The organism is Acidomonas methanolica, from assembly GCF_004346035.1.
In the GTDB taxonomy this organism is placed as follows: domain Bacteria; phylum Pseudomonadota; class Alphaproteobacteria; order Acetobacterales; family Acetobacteraceae; genus Acidomonas; species Acidomonas methanolica.
The window spans coordinates 320,126-336,055 of the sequence record NZ_SLZN01000002.1 but is presented as its reverse complement, the minus strand read 5'-3'; the positions used below and the strand labels follow the sequence as shown (position 1 = coordinate 336,055).

Below are 15,930 nucleotides of genomic sequence, written 5' to 3'. Positions count from 1 at the left end.
CTTCCGGGAGCCAGGTCAGCCGGCTCTGCGAAGAGATCGACGAACGGGTCGATGCTTTCCTCACCCGCCCGATCGAGGGCGAATGGCCCTGCCTCTGGATCGACGCGACATATCTCAAGCTGCGCCAAGGAAGTCGGATCGTCTCCGTTGCCGTGACGATTGCCGTGGGCGTGAACACCGACGGCCGCCGTGAAGTGCCGGGCATGGCGCTTGGGGCTTTCGGGGCCGAGCCGTTCCGGATGGCGTTTCTCCCCGATCCAGTCCGCCGCGGCCTCTCGGGCGTGAAGCTGGCAATCAGCGATGCGGCTATGGCCCGGGTCCTGTCCACCAATCCGGCAGCGCGATCCGGAGCAATTCCAGCGCAATGCGCTCGCCCGTGCCGGCAAGAGCCGCCGCAGGGTGGTCGCGGCCTTCATCGCCACGGTCAAGGCCCGGTTGCGGACCAGATGCGACCCACGCTGCCGAAGCGGGCCACGCTCATGGACACGGCGGAAGGGGACGCGTCGTCAGCCTGCCTGCTCCGAGAAACCTGTGCGCAGGCTTTGTTCCCTCCGCTGGATTGGGGCCGTTACGGTACAGCGTGCCGCAGAGTTCAGGCGGGAGGGCACCGTCGATTGTCAGCGCTTCAACGTGCACGTCGTGGGCGATCGGTTCGTGGTCGGTCAACATGCCGGCCTCTTTCTTTGCGGCGTAAAGAATCGTCCGTGCGGAAAATCTGGCCAAGAGAAATTTTACATCGTAAAGATAAGGCGGAGGCTCCGATGCGCTGATGATCGAACCCGCCAAAACGCCCTATCACCACGGCGACCTGCCGACGGCCCTGCTTTTTTCGGCCCGGTCGATGCTGGAACAGGATGGGGTTGCCGCCCTGAAGCTGCGCGCGATCACGCGTCACGCCGGGGTTTCGGCAACCGCCGCCGCCCCGCATTTCGGCAACCTGACCGGCCTGCTGAGTGCACTGGCGGCCATTGGTTTCACGGAACTCGCCGAAGTCATGGCGCCCGAACATGCGGTGCAGCCCCGCGATGTTGCCCTGGCCTATGTGCGCTTCGCGATTGCCAATCCGGGGCTGTTTACCCTGATGTTCCGCAGCGATGCGATCGACCGGCAGGATCCAGGCTTGCGCGCCGCGTCGGGACGCGCCTTCGCATGTCTGGCGGGCCTCGCACAGGCGACGCCGGGCGCGGATCGCGCGGCTATGATGGTCGGTCTGTGGGGCAAGGTGCATGGGGTGGCCACGCTCGCCATAGACGGGATGTTGAGCGGGCTGATCCCCGCAGACAGCCCGCAGACGATCGACGCGTTTCTGGAACAGGTTTTCCGCTGACGATTTCCATCGCAACGCCAAGACGCTGCCGACACGATGGTCTGATATTTCCCGGAGGTATGCGATCATGAGGGATGGATCAGTTCTGCTACTGGTAGCCGCCATCGCGTTCGTTGCAACGCATCTGGCGCTGTCGCACCCGTTGCGCAGGATGCTGGTCGGCTGGATGGGCGAAGCCGCGTTTGCGGGCCTTTATTCGACCATCGCCGCCATCACGCTGGGGACGATGATCTGGACGTTTATGCGAGCACCGACAACGCCGCCTGTCTGGCCAGTCGGTAACGGGTTGTGGGCAATGGCGACCGTGATGATGCTGGGGGCCTCGATCCTTCTTATGGGGTCGTTAATCCGCAATCCGGCCCTTCCGGGTGCGGGGGGAAGTGCGGCAACCATGCAGGCGCACGGCGTCTTTGCCATCACGCGCCATCCCATGATGTGGTCTTTCGCGCTTTGGGGCACGAGCCATATCCTGATCCTGCCGATCACCCGGAATATCATTCTCTCGGGCGCGATCGTCTTCTTGTCGCTCGTCGGTTCGTTTCTGCAGGATCGCAAGAAAACACGCCTCGATCCGGCAGGGTGGGCCGCATGGAAAAGCCGGACGAGCTACCTGCCATTCGCGGCGATCGTGCAGGGCAAGGCGCGGTTCGGGCAGTTCGGGGCATATTCCCTGCTGGGTGGGCTTGTGCTGTGGATAGTGGCAAGCTGGGCGCACATCCCGTTATCCGGAATTCCAGCCGGTATCTGGCGTTGGCTGACGTGAGGTTGCTGGGGCGCTCATCGCCGACACTGGCTTACGCCGCCGTAGCCCCGAGCCAGCCCGCTTCGCGGAGCAAGACAACAGCCCCGCGCGCGACGGGCGCTGAAACACCGCCGCGCAGATGCAGGCGCATGGCGCGCGGAGTGCCCTCGATGCGCTCGACGGCATGACGCGCAACCCACCAGGAACGATGGGTCTTGAGTCCGTCGGTGGGGCTGACGGCGTCGATGGCCTCGCTCAGCGTCATGTGCACGAGCCTCGCCATCCCGTTCCTTGGCTACAAATCGCATGTTTCCATCGATCGGAAGTTTCGACTGATCCGGAAATGGAAAGCGACGGATGCCGCCGCCAGTGATGGCGCCAGGCTGCGCGAGGGCTTGCTGGACAAAACCAATACGGCCTCAGGCGTCTGGGCCGACACCGCGTATCGCTCGAAAGCCAATGAGGCCTTCATGGACAAAGAGGGTTTCGTCTCGAAGGTCCACAGGAAAAAGCCGCATCTCAAGCCCATGCCCCGGCCTATCCAGCGGTCCAACGCGGGGAAGTCGGTGATCCGATCCCGCGTCGAGCATGTCTTTGCCGACCAGAAATCGCAGATGGGTTTGTTCGTCCGGACCGTGGGTATCACCCGGGCCACCATGAGGATCGGGCTGGCCAATATCGTCTACAATATGCGCCGCTTCCTCTTCCTCGAGAGGTTGAACGCCGCAGCGTAGCAACCTGGCGGATGATATCTCCCGATCCGCTCAAAACGCAGATAAAAAGCCACTATGGCAACCATCAATCAACACACCAAAAGTCCGAAATCAGGAGCCAGGCGCATCAACCAACGGTTCTTCGATCCCTCCAACTGGCCATGTGGGCGGATATCGTGTTTCTCATAGACGGATTGCACAGGATAGTCTCGGGCCTACCCTGCGTTTAAGATATCCTCATGATGTCTGCCTGCCGCCACGTCGTTCTCATGCCATCCTATAATTCCGGCCCGCTCTTGCTGGAAACGGTCGTGGGCGTGCTGCGTGCATGGCCCGATGTCATCGTGGTGATCGACGGCAGCACCGATGGTAGCGACGCGACTCTGGCCTCGCTGCTCCCCGGCAATCCGGGGCTGGAGATCGTCCGCCGCGTCCGCAACGGGGGCAAAGGCAGTGCGGTGCTGGCCGGAGCCCTGCGGGCATCGGCGCGGGGCTTTACCCATGTGCTCACCATGGACGCGGACGGGCAGCACCCGCCCGAGGCGATCCGGGGCTTCATCGAACGCTCCCGCGCACATCCGGGGGCGATGATTCTCGGCGCGCCGGTTTTCGGCGCCGATGCGCCTGTTGTACGAGTCTGGGGCCGGAAGATCGCCAACGGGTTGGCGAGGCTGAAGACGGCCGGAGCGGTGCGGGATTGCCTGTTCGGGTTTCGAGTCTATCCGCTGGCCGACCTGCTGGCCGTGATGCGTCCCTCGCGTTTCATGAAGGGCTTCGATTTCGATCCGGAATTGGCCGTGCGGCTGTGTTGGCGTGGGGTGCCGGCCATCAACGTGCCGACAGTGGTGCACTATCTTTCGCGCGCCGAGGGCGGGATATCGCATTTTCGCTATGGCCGCGACAATCTCCGGCTCGGCTTCATGTATCTGCATCTGGGCGGCACGTGGGTATGGCGGAGCGTGCGGTCGCATCACGGAATGCCGCCACGGTCGTTCTAATTGAGACATGCGCGAAGTCGCGGATAATCATCCGTCTTACCCCGGTCTCGGCGATCATGAGCACCAGCACGCAGCCGATCGAGCCGCCGCGCATCGGCCAGCGCCACGCACCCCGCGGACCGAGCGCGTAAAGAAAGGGCGGTGCAGCCAGCGCCAGTGCGAAAAACACGCTCCAGAATACTGTCAGCCACCTCGTGTATCGCGCGACATCCGGGCGCAACGCGCCATGGACGCGCCGGGCGAGGGCCGAAATCAGCGGTTCGTGCCCGGGGCAGAGCGACAGCGCGAACAGACGCAGACACCCGCCGAAAACGACGACGTAAATCAGGCCGCCGTCAACGTCGACGGCCAGGACCGGCCATCGGAGCGCCAGTGGCAGCGCGAGGAGCGTCAGGGGCACCGAAAACCAGGATCCCAGCACCAGACCCGTGGCACACCCTTGCGACACAAGCAACGCCCCTGCCGCGAGCCGGCGCGTTCCGCCGATGGGCGGGAGATGCGCGCAAACGAGCGAAGCGATGAGAAACAACGTGGCAACCCTCCGCCGAACCGCCACATTCCGGGCACCGGCGCGCCACTTTGCGTCAGTAGGCATCTGTGATAGCACGGCGCTCAATTCCTTTAATGGCATGAACTCTGGTGAATACGAACAGTACAGCAGCGGCACAAACACCATTTGAACACGAGATGGCCGAACGCTTGATTCAGGCGTTGCAGCTCGACATCTTGGTGGACGAAATCGTGCCCGATGCTCCGCTGTTCGGCGATGGACTCGGCCTCGACTCGATTGATGCGCTGGAGATCGCCCTGCTGGTCAGCCGCGACTATGGCATCACGCTGAAATCCGACGACCCCGACAACAAGACGATCTTCGCCTCCTTGCGCGCGCTGTCCGCCCACATACAGGCTCACCGCAAGGCGGCCTGATGCCGTACGACAGCCCCACCTTCGCGCGCCCGGCTTGGCCCGATCTCTCCCTCGTCTTTGCGCCCGACCGGGTGCTGTTCCGGGGGCAAGGCGGCTCGGTGACGGGGCACGGATTTCTGTATGCAGCCCACGCGCTCGCGGCCCGTTTGCCGGACCGGCCCGTCGTCATCATGTGCCGGGAGGTTCGCGCTTTCACGTTACTCTTCGCCGCGACTTTGTTGCGAGGACAGCACGCGATCCTGAGCAGCGACCGGACATCGGCCCATCTCGGCGCGCTTGCCGCCCGGCACGGCGCGATCTGCGCGACTATTGCCGACGATCCGGAAAGCGGTCACCTGCCTGAAGACGGTCTCGTTTTCCCCGACCCGTTCCATGGTGCGTACCAGCCCGGCATGGCCCTGGCGCCGAACCCCGTGCTGCCGCCCGACAGGCTGGTGGCACTCGTCTTCACCTCCGGCAGCACTGGCGAGCCCGTGGGGCACGTCAAGCACTGGGGGGCGCTGGTTGCGCGCAGCGTCGTCGCGTGTGGCCTGCTCGACCCTGACCTGGAGGCAGCCAGCCTGATCGGTACGGTGCCACCTTATCACATGTATGGGTTCGAGACGCTGGTGCTTCAGACGCTGCATACCCGCGTCACCGCCATCACTGGCCCGGATCGCTATCCCGCCGACTGGCAGGGACAGTTCGAACAGGCGTCCGTGCCACGCATCCTGATCACGACGCCGCTGCAATTGCGCAGCCTTGCCCGGGCCGGGCTCGCGATGCCTCCGATCCGGCGCGTGGTCTCGGCCGCGGCACCATTGCCGGACGCCCTGGCGGCGGAAGCGGAGCGCGCACTACAGACCGAGGTGATGGAGATCTACGGCGCGACCGAGACTGGTTCGGTCGCTACGCGCCGCACGCTCGATGGTCCATGCTGGCGTCTCTATGACGGCATCGTGCTGGATGTGGCTGACGGGCATGCCACTATCGCGGCGCCGGGTGCCGCGCCTCATCCACTGTCCGACCTCGTCGCGCGTGAGGGCGCGCGGGGGTTCCGGCTGCTGGGCCGTGTCGGCGATGTCGTCAAGCTCGCCGGCAAACGCGCCTCGCTCGCCGCCCTCAACGCCACGCTGCTGGCCCTCGATGGAGTGGAAGATGGCGCGTTTCTGGCGCCTGATGAGGCGGCGGTGGGTGCCTGGGCGCGCATGCGGGCCTTCGCGGTCGCCCCGGGACGTGATCCCGACGAACTACTCAATGCGCTGCGGGCCCGGATCGAGCCGGCTTTTCTGCCGCGCCGCATCCATCTGGTGCCGGCCATGCCGCGCAATGCAGTGGGTAAGCTCACTGTCCAGGCACTGCGCGGTCTGGCCGACCGGACGGATGGCACGGAGGAACTCGGGACATTCAGCCTGCCGCCGGACCATCCCGCCTTGCCAGGGCATTTCCCCGGCCAACCCGTCGTCCCGGGCGTGTTGCTGGTGCTAGGCGGCCTCGCCTGCCTCGAACGCGCCGGGTTGTCCGCGCCGGGGTTGTCGGTCAGTACGGTCAAGTTCGTGCGCCCCGTTCTGCCGGGACAGGTGGTGGCGTTCTCCGCGCGCCGCGCGGGCGACACCGTTCGCCTGACCGGCCGCAACGACGGTGAACCCGTGCTGCAAGCCATCCTGCGGCAGCGGTCCGGATCATGACACGCACCGATCCGCGCTGGGTGGTGCCGGAACGTGGCAACCGGCTCGCCATGGGCATGCTGCTGGCGTTGGCACGGCGTCTTGGTCGACGGCGGGTAGGGGGGCTGCTCTGGCCGATCTGCCTGTATTTCTTCCTGACCCATCCGGCTGCGCGGCGCGGTTCGGTGACCTATCTTCGGCGTGTGCTCGACCGCGCGCCGACGGCACGCGACACGCTATGTCACATGCATGCTTTCGCTCAGTACGTGCTCGACCGCGTGTTTTTCCTGCTCGACGCCCCAGACCGGCCTCCCATTTGTGTGACTGGGCGCGCGGTGGTCGAGGACGCTGTCGCCCAGGGTCGTGGCTGCCTGCTTCTGAGTGCGCATATCGGTTCGTTCGAGGCCCTGCGGGTCATCGGCCTGGGTCACGACATCCGCATGCGCATGCTGATGTATCGCGCAATTCTCGGCGGTACCACTGCGGCGCTCGAGGCTCTCGCGCCCGGCTATGCCGCTTCCATCATCCCCATCGGGCGTGAGGACACGATGCTTCGGGTCGCCGAAAGCCTTGCGCGGGGGGAGGTCGTGGGCGTGCTGGGCGACCGCACCGCCTCGGTCGAGCGGACGGTGCGCGTGCCGTTCCTGGGGCGGGAGGTGCAGCTTCCCGATGGGCCGTTCCGCCTCGCACTGGCGACGGGCGCGCCGGTGGTGCTGGCTCGTGCGTTGCGCCAGCGCGATGGCGGCTATGAGGTTCGGTTCGAACCGCTCTCCGTCACGATGCCCTCAACGGCGTCGGATCGTGCGCGCTTCATCCGGGAAGCGGCCTCGCATTACGCCGCGTGGATGGAGGCTGCTTGCCGCGAGCAGCCCTTCGCCTGGTTCAATTTCTACGATTACTGGGAGGATGTGGCATGAGGCGGGTGCAGCAGATATGCGCCGCGGCCCTCGTCGCATGCGGGCTGACCTGCGGTGTGAACGATGCCCGCGCCACGCCCGCCGCGCCATCTCCAGCCGCCCCGGACCCGGCCACCGCCCCCGATCGCGCTCTGGCGCGCGAGATCATCACTCGCCTCGGACAGGTACCCGAGCGCACTCGCCCGTTTCACGAAACGCGCGAGATCGCGGCCCTGACGCGCCCGCTCGTCACCAGCGGCGTACTCATCTTCCATCGCCCGGCCTATCTGCGGCAATCCACGCTCGTCCCGCATCATGAGGAAATGATCCTCGACGGCAACGCTGCCTCGATCCAGCGCGGCACCGATAGTGCCCATGTCGTCGCGCTCGACCAGAGCCCGGCGCTGGCCGTGCTGGCCACCACGCTGCGCGCGCCGCTGGAGGGCGATATCGCGGCGCTCGAGCGGTATTATACCCTGTCCGCCACGGGCGACGATCGGGCCTGGATGCTGGTCATGACCCCGTCCGACCCGGACGCGGCGCGTCTCGTGCGCACGGTCAGCTTGTGGGGCCGCAACAATGCGATCGACAGGCTGCGCGTGGTGCTGGCCAATGGCGACGTGCAGACGCTGACGATCGACCCGTGATCCGGCGACCCGTGCTCCGGCGTGTCACGTTTCGGACGGCCGCGCCATGGCGGCTGGCGCTGACATTGTTGGCATCCGCCCTGTTCGCCGCGGTCGTCTGCATGCTCGTGCCCGTGCGCACGGACATGGCGGGTTTCCTGCCGCAAGGGCAGGATGCCGGCGCGCGGTTTCTGCTGCGCGAAATGCAGCAAGGCATGGCCGGCACGGTCATCACCCTTGGCATCGACGGGGCGGATGAGGCCGATCTGGCGCGCCTCAGCTTCGGCCTGCGTGATGCGCTGGCCCATGACGCCCGCTTCGTCGCGGTGCTGGACGGGGCTTTCGCCCCGGCGGAAAGCGAGGCATTGCGGAACTTGCTGTTCGATCATCGTTACGCACTGGCCACAGACGATGCGACCCGCGATTTCAGTCCCGCCGCACTGAAACAGGACCTGTCCAGGACCATCGACACGCTGGGCTCGAATGCCGCCACCGGGATGGGCGATCTCCTGCTGCGCGATCCCACCGGGGCGTTCATTCAGACAGTTATGGCGCTCCAGCCCGACGTGCATGTCGCGCTGCACCATGGCGTCTGGTTCGCGTCCGACCATCGGGCGGCCGAGCCGCGCGCCCTGCTGCTGATCCGCACGCGCGCGGGCGGCCTGGACATCCCCGGACAGGCCAGCGCGCAATCGGCCATCCGCGCGGCCTTCGCGCGCCTGAATCCGGGAAGCGCGCACCTTGTCCTCAGCGGGCCGGGCGTGTTCGCGGTGGCGTCCGCGACCGCCATGCGCGCCGATATCGATATGATGGCCGTGTTCTCGTTGCTGATCGTCGCGACCATCCTGATCTGGCGGTTTCGCTCGCTCTGGGTGCTGGCGGCGATCGGGGTGCCTTTCCTGCTGTCGCTGGGTGTGGCGATGATCGTCGTGCGTCTGGTCTTCGGCTCGGTGCACGGCATCGCGTTCGGCTTCGGCATGACGATGCTGGGCGTCTCGCTCGATTACCCGGTGCTGCTGATCGGGCATCGCGACCGGGGAGAAGGGCCAGAGGCCACGCTGCACCGGATCCGGCGCAGCCTGCGCCTCGGTGTGGCAACCGCGGTGCTGGGTCTGACGGGCATGATCTTCTGCGGCTTGCCGGGCCTCGGCCAACTCGGGCTCTTCGCGGCGACGGGGCTTGTGACGGCCGCGGCGGTCACGTTGCTGGTCATGCCCGGCCTGATCGTGTCGGCTGATCTCGCGCCCTGCATCAGTGGTCCGTCGCGGGTGCTGCGAAAGGTGGAGGGATGGCGGCGCTGGCGTATGCTCTGCCTGCTGTCGGCGGCGCTCGCCCTCGGCGCGCTGGCGCTGCACCCGCTCCAGATCGACGCAACCTTGTCCGCGCTCAGCCCGATCCCCGCCAGCCAGCGCGCGCTCGATGCGACGATGCGCCGCGAACTCGGCGCGCCCGATCCGTCGCTGATGCTCGCCGTCTCCGGTGCCGACGCGCAGGCTGTGCTTCAACGCGAGGAAGCCCTCGCGCCGCTGATCGCGCGGTTGCGCGCCCAGGGTGCGATCGCCGGCATCCAGGATGCCGCGCGTCTACTGCCGTCCCGCGCTCTTCAGGAACGGCGGCTGGAAAAGTTGCCGGACGTGGTGACGCTCCGGAAGGCAGTGACGAACGCGCGCGCGGGCCTGCCGCTGCGCGAGGCAGCTCTGGACGGGTTCATGGCTGACGTCGCGGCTGCCCGTGCGATGCCGCCGCTGATGCCCGCTGACCTCGTGAACACGCCGCTCGGCACCGCATTGGGCCCGCTGCTGTTTGAACGCAGCGGGCGCTGGTGGGGGGTGATCCTGCCCGAGGGCGTGCGCGATCCGCTGGCCCTCTCGCGCGCCTTCGCCGGCCAGGATGGCGTTCTGCTGCTCGATATACACAGCGAGATGGACGGGCTCGCCGCGCGCTACATGGGCCGGACGCTGCGTCTCATGGTGCTCGGCGCCGTGCTGGCTGTGGTGGTTCTCGCGCTCGGGTTGCGGGATTGGCTGCGTGTCGCGCGCGTGATCGCCGCCGTGGGGGGCGCGGTCGTTACCCTGCTGGGGCTCTTCGCGCTCGCGGGTGTGCGGGTGACGCTGGTGCATTGCGTGGCGCTGCAATTCGTCGTGGGGGTCGGGCTGGACTACGCTCTGTTTTTCGCGCGGCCGCAGCTCGACGACGCCGAGCGCGCCCGCACCATGCGTACGCTCCTGACCTGCAACGCAATGACGGTGCTCACCTTCGGACTGCTTGGATTGTGTCACACGGTCATTCTGCGGCATATCGGAACGACGGTGGCGCCCGGTGTCATTCTGGCGATGATCTTCGGTTTCCTGCTGGCGGGACAACGGCGCGAGACGGAGCGCACGTACGCATCATGAAGCCCCTGCTCATCACGTCCGGTACGGTGGTCAGCGCGGCTGGACGCGGCTTGGCGGAGACGGCCGACGCCCTGCGCGCGCGGCGATCGGGGCTGGCGCCATGTGATTTCGCGGGGATCGCGGTTGGTTTCGCGGGCGTGGTGCGCGGTGTGCAGGCGCACAGGATCGGCGGCTCCGATCCGCGTTTCGACTGCCGCAACAACCGTCTCGCCGATATGGCCCTGACGACTGACGGCTTCGACGAGGCCGTGGCGCAGGCGCGCGCCTTCTATGGTCCGGAACGCATCGCCGTCGTACTCGGCACCTCTACTTCAGGCATCCTCAGTGCGGAGGACGCTTACGCGCGGGCCGACCCTGCGACCGGCGCCCTGCCGCCCTCGTTCGATCAGGCGCGCACGCACGACCTGTTCTCCCTGCCGCGCTTCGTCGCCGCCCGGCTTGCGCTCGACGGCCCGTTGCTGAGTGTTTCGAACGCGTGTGCATCGTCCTCGCGCGCCTTCGTGGATGCGCGGCACTGGCTGGAAACAGGGCTGTGCGACGCGGTGGTGGTCGGGGGCGCGGACAGCCTGTGCCGAATGACCCTGCGTGGCTTCGACTCATTGGGGCTGGTCGCGCCAGACAGGGCGCGCCCGTGCGACGCCGGGCGACGCGGCATCTCGGTGGGCGAGGGCGCGGGATTCATGTTGCTGGAGCGCGAAGGCGCGCGTCCCGGCGCGCGGACCATGGCGCGCTGGCTCGGCTATGGCGTCAGCAGCGACGGCCACCACATGTCGACCCCGGACCCCGAGGCGCGCGGCGCAATTCGCGCCATGCTCGAGGCCCTGCGCCACGCCGGGCTCGATCCCTCGGAGATTGATTACGTCAACCTGCACGGCACCGGCACGATCGCCAACGATGCAATGGAAGATCTGGCGGTGCATGCCGTCTTCGGCGATGCCGTGCCCTGTGCGTCGACAAAGGGTTGGACCGGGCATACGCTGGGTGCATCAGGCATCGTCGAGGCGCTCTTCTCCGTGCTGATGATGCGCGATGGGTTCCTGGCCGGATGTCTGGGGGTGGAGATTGTCGACCCTATGTTCCGCAGCCATGTCCTGACCGGCAATCGCGCCGCTACGCCCCGCGCGATCATGAGCAACGCGTTCGGATTTGGCGGCACCAACTGTAGCCTCGTATTCGGAGCGGCATAATGCGGGTGGCGGTGCGCGGTGTGTCCGTCTGGGGGCCGGGATTATCGGGTTGGGCGCAGGCGGCTCCGGTCTTGCGCGGGGAGGCCCCCTGGGTAGCCGCCCCGGTCCAGCCGCCACCCCCCGCCAGCCTGCCGGCCAACGAGCGCCGCCGCGCCGGTGCGGTCACTCGTCTCGCGCTGGCGCTGGCCGAAGATGCATGCACCCAGGCCGGATTTGCGCCAGCCGAGGTGCGCGGCGTGTTCGCCAGTTCCAATGGCGACGGCGCGGTGCTCGACGATATCCTGCGCGCCCTGACCACGCCGGGGGGTGACGTGTCGCCTACGCGATTCCACAATTCCGTCCACAACACCGCCGCAGGATACTGGACGATCGGCCATGCTTCGCTTGCCCCGGCGGTGGCGCTAGGCTGTTTCGACTGGTCGTTCGGGCAGGGGCTGCTCAAGGCCGCGGCGGAATGCGTGGTCGAGGACGCTCCGGTGCTGCTGGTGGCCTATGACCTGCCCATCCCCGGGCCGATCGGCACTGCCCGTGTCACACGCGACGCATTCGGCTGCGCGCTGATGCTCGTCCCTTGCGGCACGCCCGGTGCAGGCGCCATGCTCGACCTCTCATATAAGACGGGGCCGATCGGGCCGGCGGAAGCCGGCGAGCAGTTGGGCAGCATCCTGATCGACAACAATCCTGCGGCTTCATCGCTTCCTCTAATGGCTGCCATCGCGCGTCATGGAACGGGTGCGCGGTCGCCAGTACGGATACCCTGCCTGCCTGGCCATCTGACGATAGAGGTGACATGATCGGGCGCGACGAAATTCTGCATTGCGTCCCACATCAGGGGACAAGCTGTCTTATCGATTCCTGCACGCGCAGGACGGCGACGGCGTTGCGCGCCCATACCATGGCCCATCTGCGCTCCGACAACCCTCTGCGTTTCGGCGACAGGGTCGATCCGCTGGTGGGCGCCGAGATGGCGATGCAGGCTGCCGCGCTGCACGCGACCCTTGCAGGTGAGGGGCAGGCTGCATCGCCATCTCGGCGCGCCGCGGGCTATCTCGCCGCATTGCGGGATCTCGAATTCCACTGCGACCGTCTCGATCGTTCCGAATACGGAGAGCTGAGCATCGACGTGGCGCGCGAACAGATGGACCCGGCGGGTATGATTTATGGCTTTGTCGTGCGCGCGCAAGATGATGAGCCTCTGGTATCGGGGCGCGGCATCGTGATGTTCCGCCCGGCCGTCGCCTCGTCATGAAGCGCGCGCTGGTCACGGGCGGCGCGAGCCCGATCGGTGCTGCGATCTGTCGCCGGCTGGCTGCGGACGGTCTGCATGTGATCGTACATGCCAACCGCTCGATGCCGCAGGCTGAGCAGGTCGCTACCGCGATTCGCGAAAGCGGCGGTTCCGCCGGGATATGGGGCTGCGATATCGCCGATACGGCGGCAACACGGGATGCGCTGGCCGCCTTGCTGGCCGGAGGCGTGCCGCAGGTCATCGTCCACAATGCGGGCACGCATGATGACGTGACGATGGCCGGCATGACCGAGGCGCAGTGGCGCGGCGTTCTCTCAGTCTCGCTCGACGGGTTTTTCAACGTCGTGCAACCGCTGCTGCTGCCAATGACGCGCACGCGCTGGGGGCGGATCATCGCTCTTTCGTCGGTCAGCGCGCGGCTCGGCAACCGGGGGCAGGTGAACTATGCAGCTGCCAAAGCGGGCCTCGAAGGAGCGGTGCGGTCGCTCGCGCGCGAGGTCGGCAGCCGGGGTATCACGGTCAACGCGATCGCGCCGGGCATCATCGACTCACCCGCGACAGTCGGGTTCACGGCCAACGATATTAGCGCGATCGTGCCGGCCAGGCGGCTCGGCCGACCGGACGAGGTCGCGGATCTGGTCGCGTTCGTGGCATCGGACCAGGCGGCCTATATCTCCGGCCAGACGATCGGGATCAACGGAGGAATGGCGTGAGCGCCGAGAAAAATTCCGTGGAAACATGCGATATTCTCGTCATCGGCGGTGGCCCGGCAGGCAGCACGGCGGCGACTCTCCTGGCGCGCGAGGGGTGGTCGGTTGTCATGTTGGAGAAAGACCCGCACCCACGCTTTCACATTGGCGAATCGCTGCTGCCGTGCAACCTGCCGATCCTGCGCGATCTTGGTGTGCTTGAAAAAGTTCGGGAGATCGGGGTCTTCAAACCCGGCGCGGAGTTCGTCTCAGACCAGGGGGAAGGGCGCGTTGCCTTTCCGTTCCGCTTCGCTATCGGTGCGAAGGATGATCACGCCTATCAGGTGCGGCGGTCCGAATTCGACGAAATCCTGTTCCGCAATGCGCAGACCCATGGCGTTACAACGCATGAAGGTCTGCGCGTCACGCAGGCTGAGTTCACGCCCGGGAAGCCAACCCGCGTCATCGCCGTGGACAGCGAGAAGCAGGAGCATCATTTCGCGCCGCGCTTCGTGCTCGACGCCTCCGGGCGCGACGGGTTTCTCGCCCATCGCCTGCGCACGCGCCACGCCGACAAGAATAACGCGACGGCGGCGATCTTCGCGCATTTCCGCAACGTCCAACGGCGCGAGGCGGAGATGGAGGGATATATCTCGATCCATCTGGTCGAGGATGGCTGGTTCTGGATGATCCCGCTCCGCGACAATATCATGAGCGTCGGATTCGTGGGCAACCGGAATTCCTTTCAGTCCCACAACGGGCAGAAGACCGACCTGTTCTGGGTGAAGGCCGCGCAAAGCCCAAGCGTCTCCGCGCGACTGACCTCGGCCGAACTGCTCGGTGATCTCACGACCACCGGGAATTATTCCTATTGCGCCGATCGCAACTGGGGGGAGGGGTATTACATGATCGGCGACGCCTATGCTTTCCTCGATCCTGTCTTTTCGTCGGGTGTGCTGCTCGCCACCCGGAGCGCCTATCGCGGCGCGCGCGTCGCCCGGGCATGGTTGCGCGACCCTAAAGCCGGCCGTCGGGCGGCCACGCGTGAGGAACGGCGCACGCGCGCTGAAATGCGCCGAGTGTCGTGGATGATCTACGGCATCAACGATCCCGTTCAACGTATGCTGTTTCTCAATCCGAAGAACATCCTGCGGATGCGCGACGGTGTCATCGCCCTTCTGGCTGGGGATCTCACGGGACGCGTGCGGGTGCAGGTGTCCCTTGCGGCGTTCCGGACAGTGTTGGGCTTGATGCGCTGGCATCATGCCCGGCATCGAGACGCGTAAGACCGGTTTCCACCAATGCCTGTTCCCGGTCCAGCCACGCATAATATGCGTCATAGAAGGCCGCGAAATCCGCCGGCTCGCGTGCCAGCCACCACTTGCGGGGTTTCTTCTCTCCCTCGATCCGCCGGTAGAGCGCGCGATACCACAACAGGTTCGCGCGCAGATCGTGATAGCGTGGCTGGTCGAGATAGGTTCGAAATGCCTTGTGATAATGGCCAAGAACCGGATCGTCATAGAAAATCAACGACAAGTTCGTGTTGTAGAGCGCATTGGGCGCGCGGACCGGATTGGAATCGAGAGTGACACCCGGTTCGCCCGGCAACCAGCCGTCACGCAACAACGTCCGGCGCGTCAATGGGTCGCGATAGAGCGCGCGCAGGTCGCCGGGATCATGTCTGGCCATCCGGTCCAGAAGATTGACGACCTCGTTCTTCGGCACGGGAAAACTGAAGGCCGCGGCAAGGATGAATTGGTCCACTGGCCAGGCGCGCCAGATGCCGGCGGCGGCGAGCGCGTTGTGGGTCAGGTGGTTGCAATTGTCCTGCAATACGTTGGTCTCGAACGTCTTCGGCCCATTACGATAGAGCGCGTTTCGGCTATTGAGAAAATCGATCACGCGCTGCATCTGCGGCTGTGTCATCGGCACGCGGGCACAATACCGGGCGCGGGCATAGGACACGGCATAATCCGTGCCGATCGACACCTCGTATTTCCAGTCTTCGCGTGGTGTGCCCGTCGGACGGTCGCGCACCGCCCAGTCACGAAAGACAATTGCGCTATATAGGCCCCGGCGTTGCCCTTCGGCTTTCGTGGCCTGATATGCCGCTGGTGTCAGACCCTCGCCGGGACGCAAAATTCCATCGTAAAAAAGCGTGCGCCCCGGGATGCCGACCCAGTTGGCGTTAACGAAATGCGCGTTCATGCTGATGCCCGTGCCATCCTCGCGACAGGCGTGCAGCACGGGGTAGGGAGAACGTGCGTCCAGGCAGGCCCCCTGAAGGTACATCACCGCATGTCCGCCCGGGCCGCCGGAGGTGTCGGCGCCATTGCCGGGCTTCTTTGAAATCTGCGACACGGCACAAAGTTCTGCCCAGTCGGAGAACAACGCATCGTAGACCGCTGTGTCACGCAGGGGACCGGGGCGGTTGAAATCGGGCGGCACGCAACCTTCGAGAAGCGCCAGGGCAAGGATGAGACAACTTTGTCTGCGAACGTGCACGGCATGCCTCTATAGATGAATAAAATGAC

Annotated in this window: 17 protein-coding genes and 2 pseudogenes; 15 read left to right on the top strand and 4 right to left on the bottom strand. The window is 65.9% G+C overall.

Annotated features, from left to right (window positions below; translation table 11 throughout):
- Positions 1–2 precede the first annotated feature (2 nt).
- Positions 3–500, top strand: a pseudogene (locus EDC31_RS03395) (transposase); the annotation flags it as partial.
- Here the strand turns inward: EDC31_RS03395 and EDC31_RS18490 are convergent.
- Positions 478–669 carry a carotenoid oxygenase family protein gene (locus tag EDC31_RS18490; RefSeq protein WP_132126910.1) on the bottom strand — a complete coding sequence of 64 codons (192 nt, stop codon included), beginning with the start codon at positions 667–669 and terminating at the stop codon, positions 478–480. The pseudogene EDC31_RS03395 and the gene EDC31_RS18490 sit on opposite strands and share 23 nt — an antisense overlap.
- 100 nt (positions 670–769) lie before the next feature.
- Here EDC31_RS18490 and EDC31_RS03385 point away from each other — a divergent pair, with 100 nt between their 5' ends.
- Both EDC31_RS03385 and EDC31_RS03380 read left to right on the top strand, forming a co-directional pair.
- Complete coding sequence (locus EDC31_RS03385; RefSeq protein ID WP_042061592.1) at positions 770–1,327, top strand: TetR/AcrR family transcriptional regulator; 558 nt, start codon at positions 770–772, stop codon at positions 1,325–1,327.
- A 67-nt stretch (positions 1,328–1,394) separates the two neighbouring features.
- On the top strand, positions 1,395–2,090 hold the full coding sequence (locus EDC31_RS03380) for an NnrU family protein (protein WP_042061595.1): 696 nt from the start codon (positions 1,395–1,397) through the stop codon (positions 2,088–2,090).
- 31 nt (positions 2,091–2,121) lie between these two features.
- Here the strand turns inward: EDC31_RS03380 and EDC31_RS03375 are convergent, their stop codons facing one another.
- Complete coding sequence (locus EDC31_RS03375) at positions 2,122–2,334, bottom strand: LytTR family DNA-binding domain-containing protein (protein ID WP_042061596.1); 213 nt, start codon at positions 2,332–2,334, stop codon at positions 2,122–2,124.
- Positions 2,335–2,344: 10 nt separating this feature from the next.
- Between EDC31_RS03375 and EDC31_RS03370 the strand changes: the two are divergent.
- Together EDC31_RS03370 and EDC31_RS03365 are read left to right on the top strand one after the other, a co-directional pair.
- Positions 2,345–2,803 (top strand): annotated as a pseudogene (locus EDC31_RS03370) (transposase); the annotation flags it as partial.
- Positions 2,804–3,021: 218 nt separating this feature from the next.
- On the top strand, positions 3,022–3,780 hold the full coding sequence (locus EDC31_RS03365) for a glycosyltransferase family 2 protein (protein WP_042060959.1): 759 nt from the start codon (positions 3,022–3,024) through the stop codon (positions 3,778–3,780).
- On the opposite strand, the gene EDC31_RS03360 is transcribed toward EDC31_RS03365, so the two are convergent.
- Positions 3,701–4,309: a COG4648 family protein gene (locus tag EDC31_RS03360; RefSeq protein ID WP_042060956.1), complete on the bottom strand. Its 609-nt coding sequence runs from the start codon at positions 4,307–4,309 to the stop codon at positions 3,701–3,703. The genes EDC31_RS03365 and EDC31_RS03360 overlap by 80 nt on opposite strands.
- Positions 4,310–4,419: 110 nt before the next feature.
- On the opposite strand from EDC31_RS03360, the gene EDC31_RS03355 reads away from it, so the two are divergent.
- Genes EDC31_RS03355 through EDC31_RS03310 form a run of 10 tightly spaced genes read left to right on the top strand, consistent with a single transcriptional unit; the run spans position 4,420 to position 14,682 of the window.
- On the top strand, positions 4,420–4,707 hold the full coding sequence (locus EDC31_RS03355; protein WP_081797798.1) for a phosphopantetheine-binding protein: 288 nt from the start codon (positions 4,420–4,422) through the stop codon (positions 4,705–4,707).
- Complete coding sequence (locus EDC31_RS03350; RefSeq protein ID WP_052512137.1) at positions 4,707–6,374, top strand: AMP-binding protein; 1,668 nt, start codon at positions 4,707–4,709, stop codon at positions 6,372–6,374. Before EDC31_RS03355 ends, EDC31_RS03350 begins: the two co-directional genes overlap by 1 nt.
- A complete protein-coding gene (locus EDC31_RS03345) occupies positions 6,371–7,270 on the top strand; it encodes an LpxL/LpxP family acyltransferase (protein WP_042060949.1) in 900 nt (299 codons plus the stop codon). The genes EDC31_RS03350 and EDC31_RS03345 overlap by 4 nt, the downstream gene beginning before the upstream one ends.
- Positions 7,267–7,896 carry a LolA-related protein gene (locus EDC31_RS03340; protein ID WP_052512135.1) on the top strand — a complete coding sequence of 210 codons (630 nt, stop codon included), beginning with the start codon at positions 7,267–7,269 and terminating at the stop codon, positions 7,894–7,896. The genes EDC31_RS03345 and EDC31_RS03340 overlap by 4 nt, the downstream gene beginning before the upstream one ends.
- Positions 7,893–10,271 carry an MMPL family transporter gene (locus EDC31_RS03335; protein ID WP_239641732.1) on the top strand — a complete coding sequence of 793 codons (2,379 nt, stop codon included), beginning with the start codon at positions 7,893–7,895 and terminating at the stop codon, positions 10,269–10,271. Before EDC31_RS03340 ends, EDC31_RS03335 begins: the two co-directional genes overlap by 4 nt.
- Positions 10,268–11,458, top strand: coding sequence for a beta-ketoacyl-[acyl-carrier-protein] synthase family protein (locus tag EDC31_RS03330; RefSeq protein WP_042060946.1), 1,191 nt, complete (start codon positions 10,268–10,270; stop codon positions 11,456–11,458). Before EDC31_RS03335 ends, EDC31_RS03330 begins: the two co-directional genes overlap by 4 nt.
- Positions 11,458–12,252, top strand: a complete 795-nt coding sequence (locus EDC31_RS03325) for a beta-ketoacyl synthase chain length factor (RefSeq protein WP_081797796.1) — start codon at positions 11,458–11,460, stop codon at positions 12,250–12,252. Before EDC31_RS03330 ends, EDC31_RS03325 begins: the two co-directional genes overlap by 1 nt.
- Positions 12,249–12,707 (top strand): hypothetical protein, encoded by a 459-nt coding sequence (locus tag EDC31_RS03320; protein ID WP_042060943.1) that lies wholly within the window; start codon positions 12,249–12,251, stop codon positions 12,705–12,707. Before EDC31_RS03325 ends, EDC31_RS03320 begins: the two co-directional genes overlap by 4 nt.
- Entirely contained in the window at positions 12,704–13,420 is a 717-nt protein-coding gene (gene fabG, locus EDC31_RS03315) for a 3-oxoacyl-ACP reductase FabG (RefSeq protein WP_042060941.1), read from the top strand. The genes EDC31_RS03320 and fabG overlap by 4 nt, the downstream gene beginning before the upstream one ends.
- A complete protein-coding gene (locus EDC31_RS03310; protein WP_042060940.1) occupies positions 13,417–14,682 on the top strand; it encodes an FAD-dependent oxidoreductase in 1,266 nt (421 codons plus the stop codon). Before fabG ends, EDC31_RS03310 begins: the two co-directional genes overlap by 4 nt.
- On the opposite strand, the gene EDC31_RS03305 is transcribed toward EDC31_RS03310, so the two are convergent.
- Complete coding sequence (locus EDC31_RS03305; protein ID WP_132126902.1) at positions 14,588–15,901, bottom strand: hypothetical protein; 1,314 nt, start codon at positions 15,899–15,901, stop codon at positions 14,588–14,590. The genes EDC31_RS03310 and EDC31_RS03305 overlap by 95 nt on opposite strands.
- Between the last annotated feature and the right edge of the window lie 29 nt (positions 15,902–15,930).

Excerpts from the sequence above, each read along its gene's own strand:
- EDC31_RS03380 (WP_042061595.1), top strand. The coding sequence starts at position 1,395 with ATGAGGGATGGATCAGTTCTGCTACTGGTAGCCGCCATCGCGTTCGTT.
- EDC31_RS03375 (WP_042061596.1), bottom strand. The coding sequence starts at position 2,334 with ATGACGCTGAGCGAGGCCATCGACGCCGTCAGCCCCACCGACGGACTC.
- EDC31_RS18490 (WP_132126910.1), bottom strand. The coding sequence starts at position 669 with ATGTTGACCGACCACGAACCGATCGCCCACGACGTGCACGTTGAAGCG.
- EDC31_RS03325 (WP_081797796.1), top strand. The coding sequence starts at position 11,458 with ATGCGGGTGGCGGTGCGCGGTGTGTCCGTCTGGGGGCCGGGATTATCG.
- EDC31_RS03345 (WP_042060949.1), top strand. The coding sequence starts at position 6,371 with ATGACACGCACCGATCCGCGCTGGGTGGTGCCGGAACGTGGCAACCGG.
- fabG (WP_042060941.1), top strand. The coding sequence starts at position 12,704 with ATGAAGCGCGCGCTGGTCACGGGCGGCGCGAGCCCGATCGGTGCTGCG.
- EDC31_RS03320 (WP_042060943.1), top strand. The coding sequence starts at position 12,249 with ATGATCGGGCGCGACGAAATTCTGCATTGCGTCCCACATCAGGGGACA.
- EDC31_RS03350 (WP_052512137.1), top strand. The coding sequence starts at position 4,707 with ATGCCGTACGACAGCCCCACCTTCGCGCGCCCGGCTTGGCCCGATCTC.
- EDC31_RS03330 (WP_042060946.1), top strand. The coding sequence starts at position 10,268 with ATGAAGCCCCTGCTCATCACGTCCGGTACGGTGGTCAGCGCGGCTGGA.
- EDC31_RS03385 (WP_042061592.1), top strand. The coding sequence starts at position 770 with ATGATCGAACCCGCCAAAACGCCCTATCACCACGGCGACCTGCCGACG.
- EDC31_RS03365 (WP_042060959.1), top strand. The coding sequence starts at position 3,022 with ATGATGTCTGCCTGCCGCCACGTCGTTCTCATGCCATCCTATAATTCC.
- EDC31_RS03340 (WP_052512135.1), top strand. The coding sequence starts at position 7,267 with ATGAGGCGGGTGCAGCAGATATGCGCCGCGGCCCTCGTCGCATGCGGG.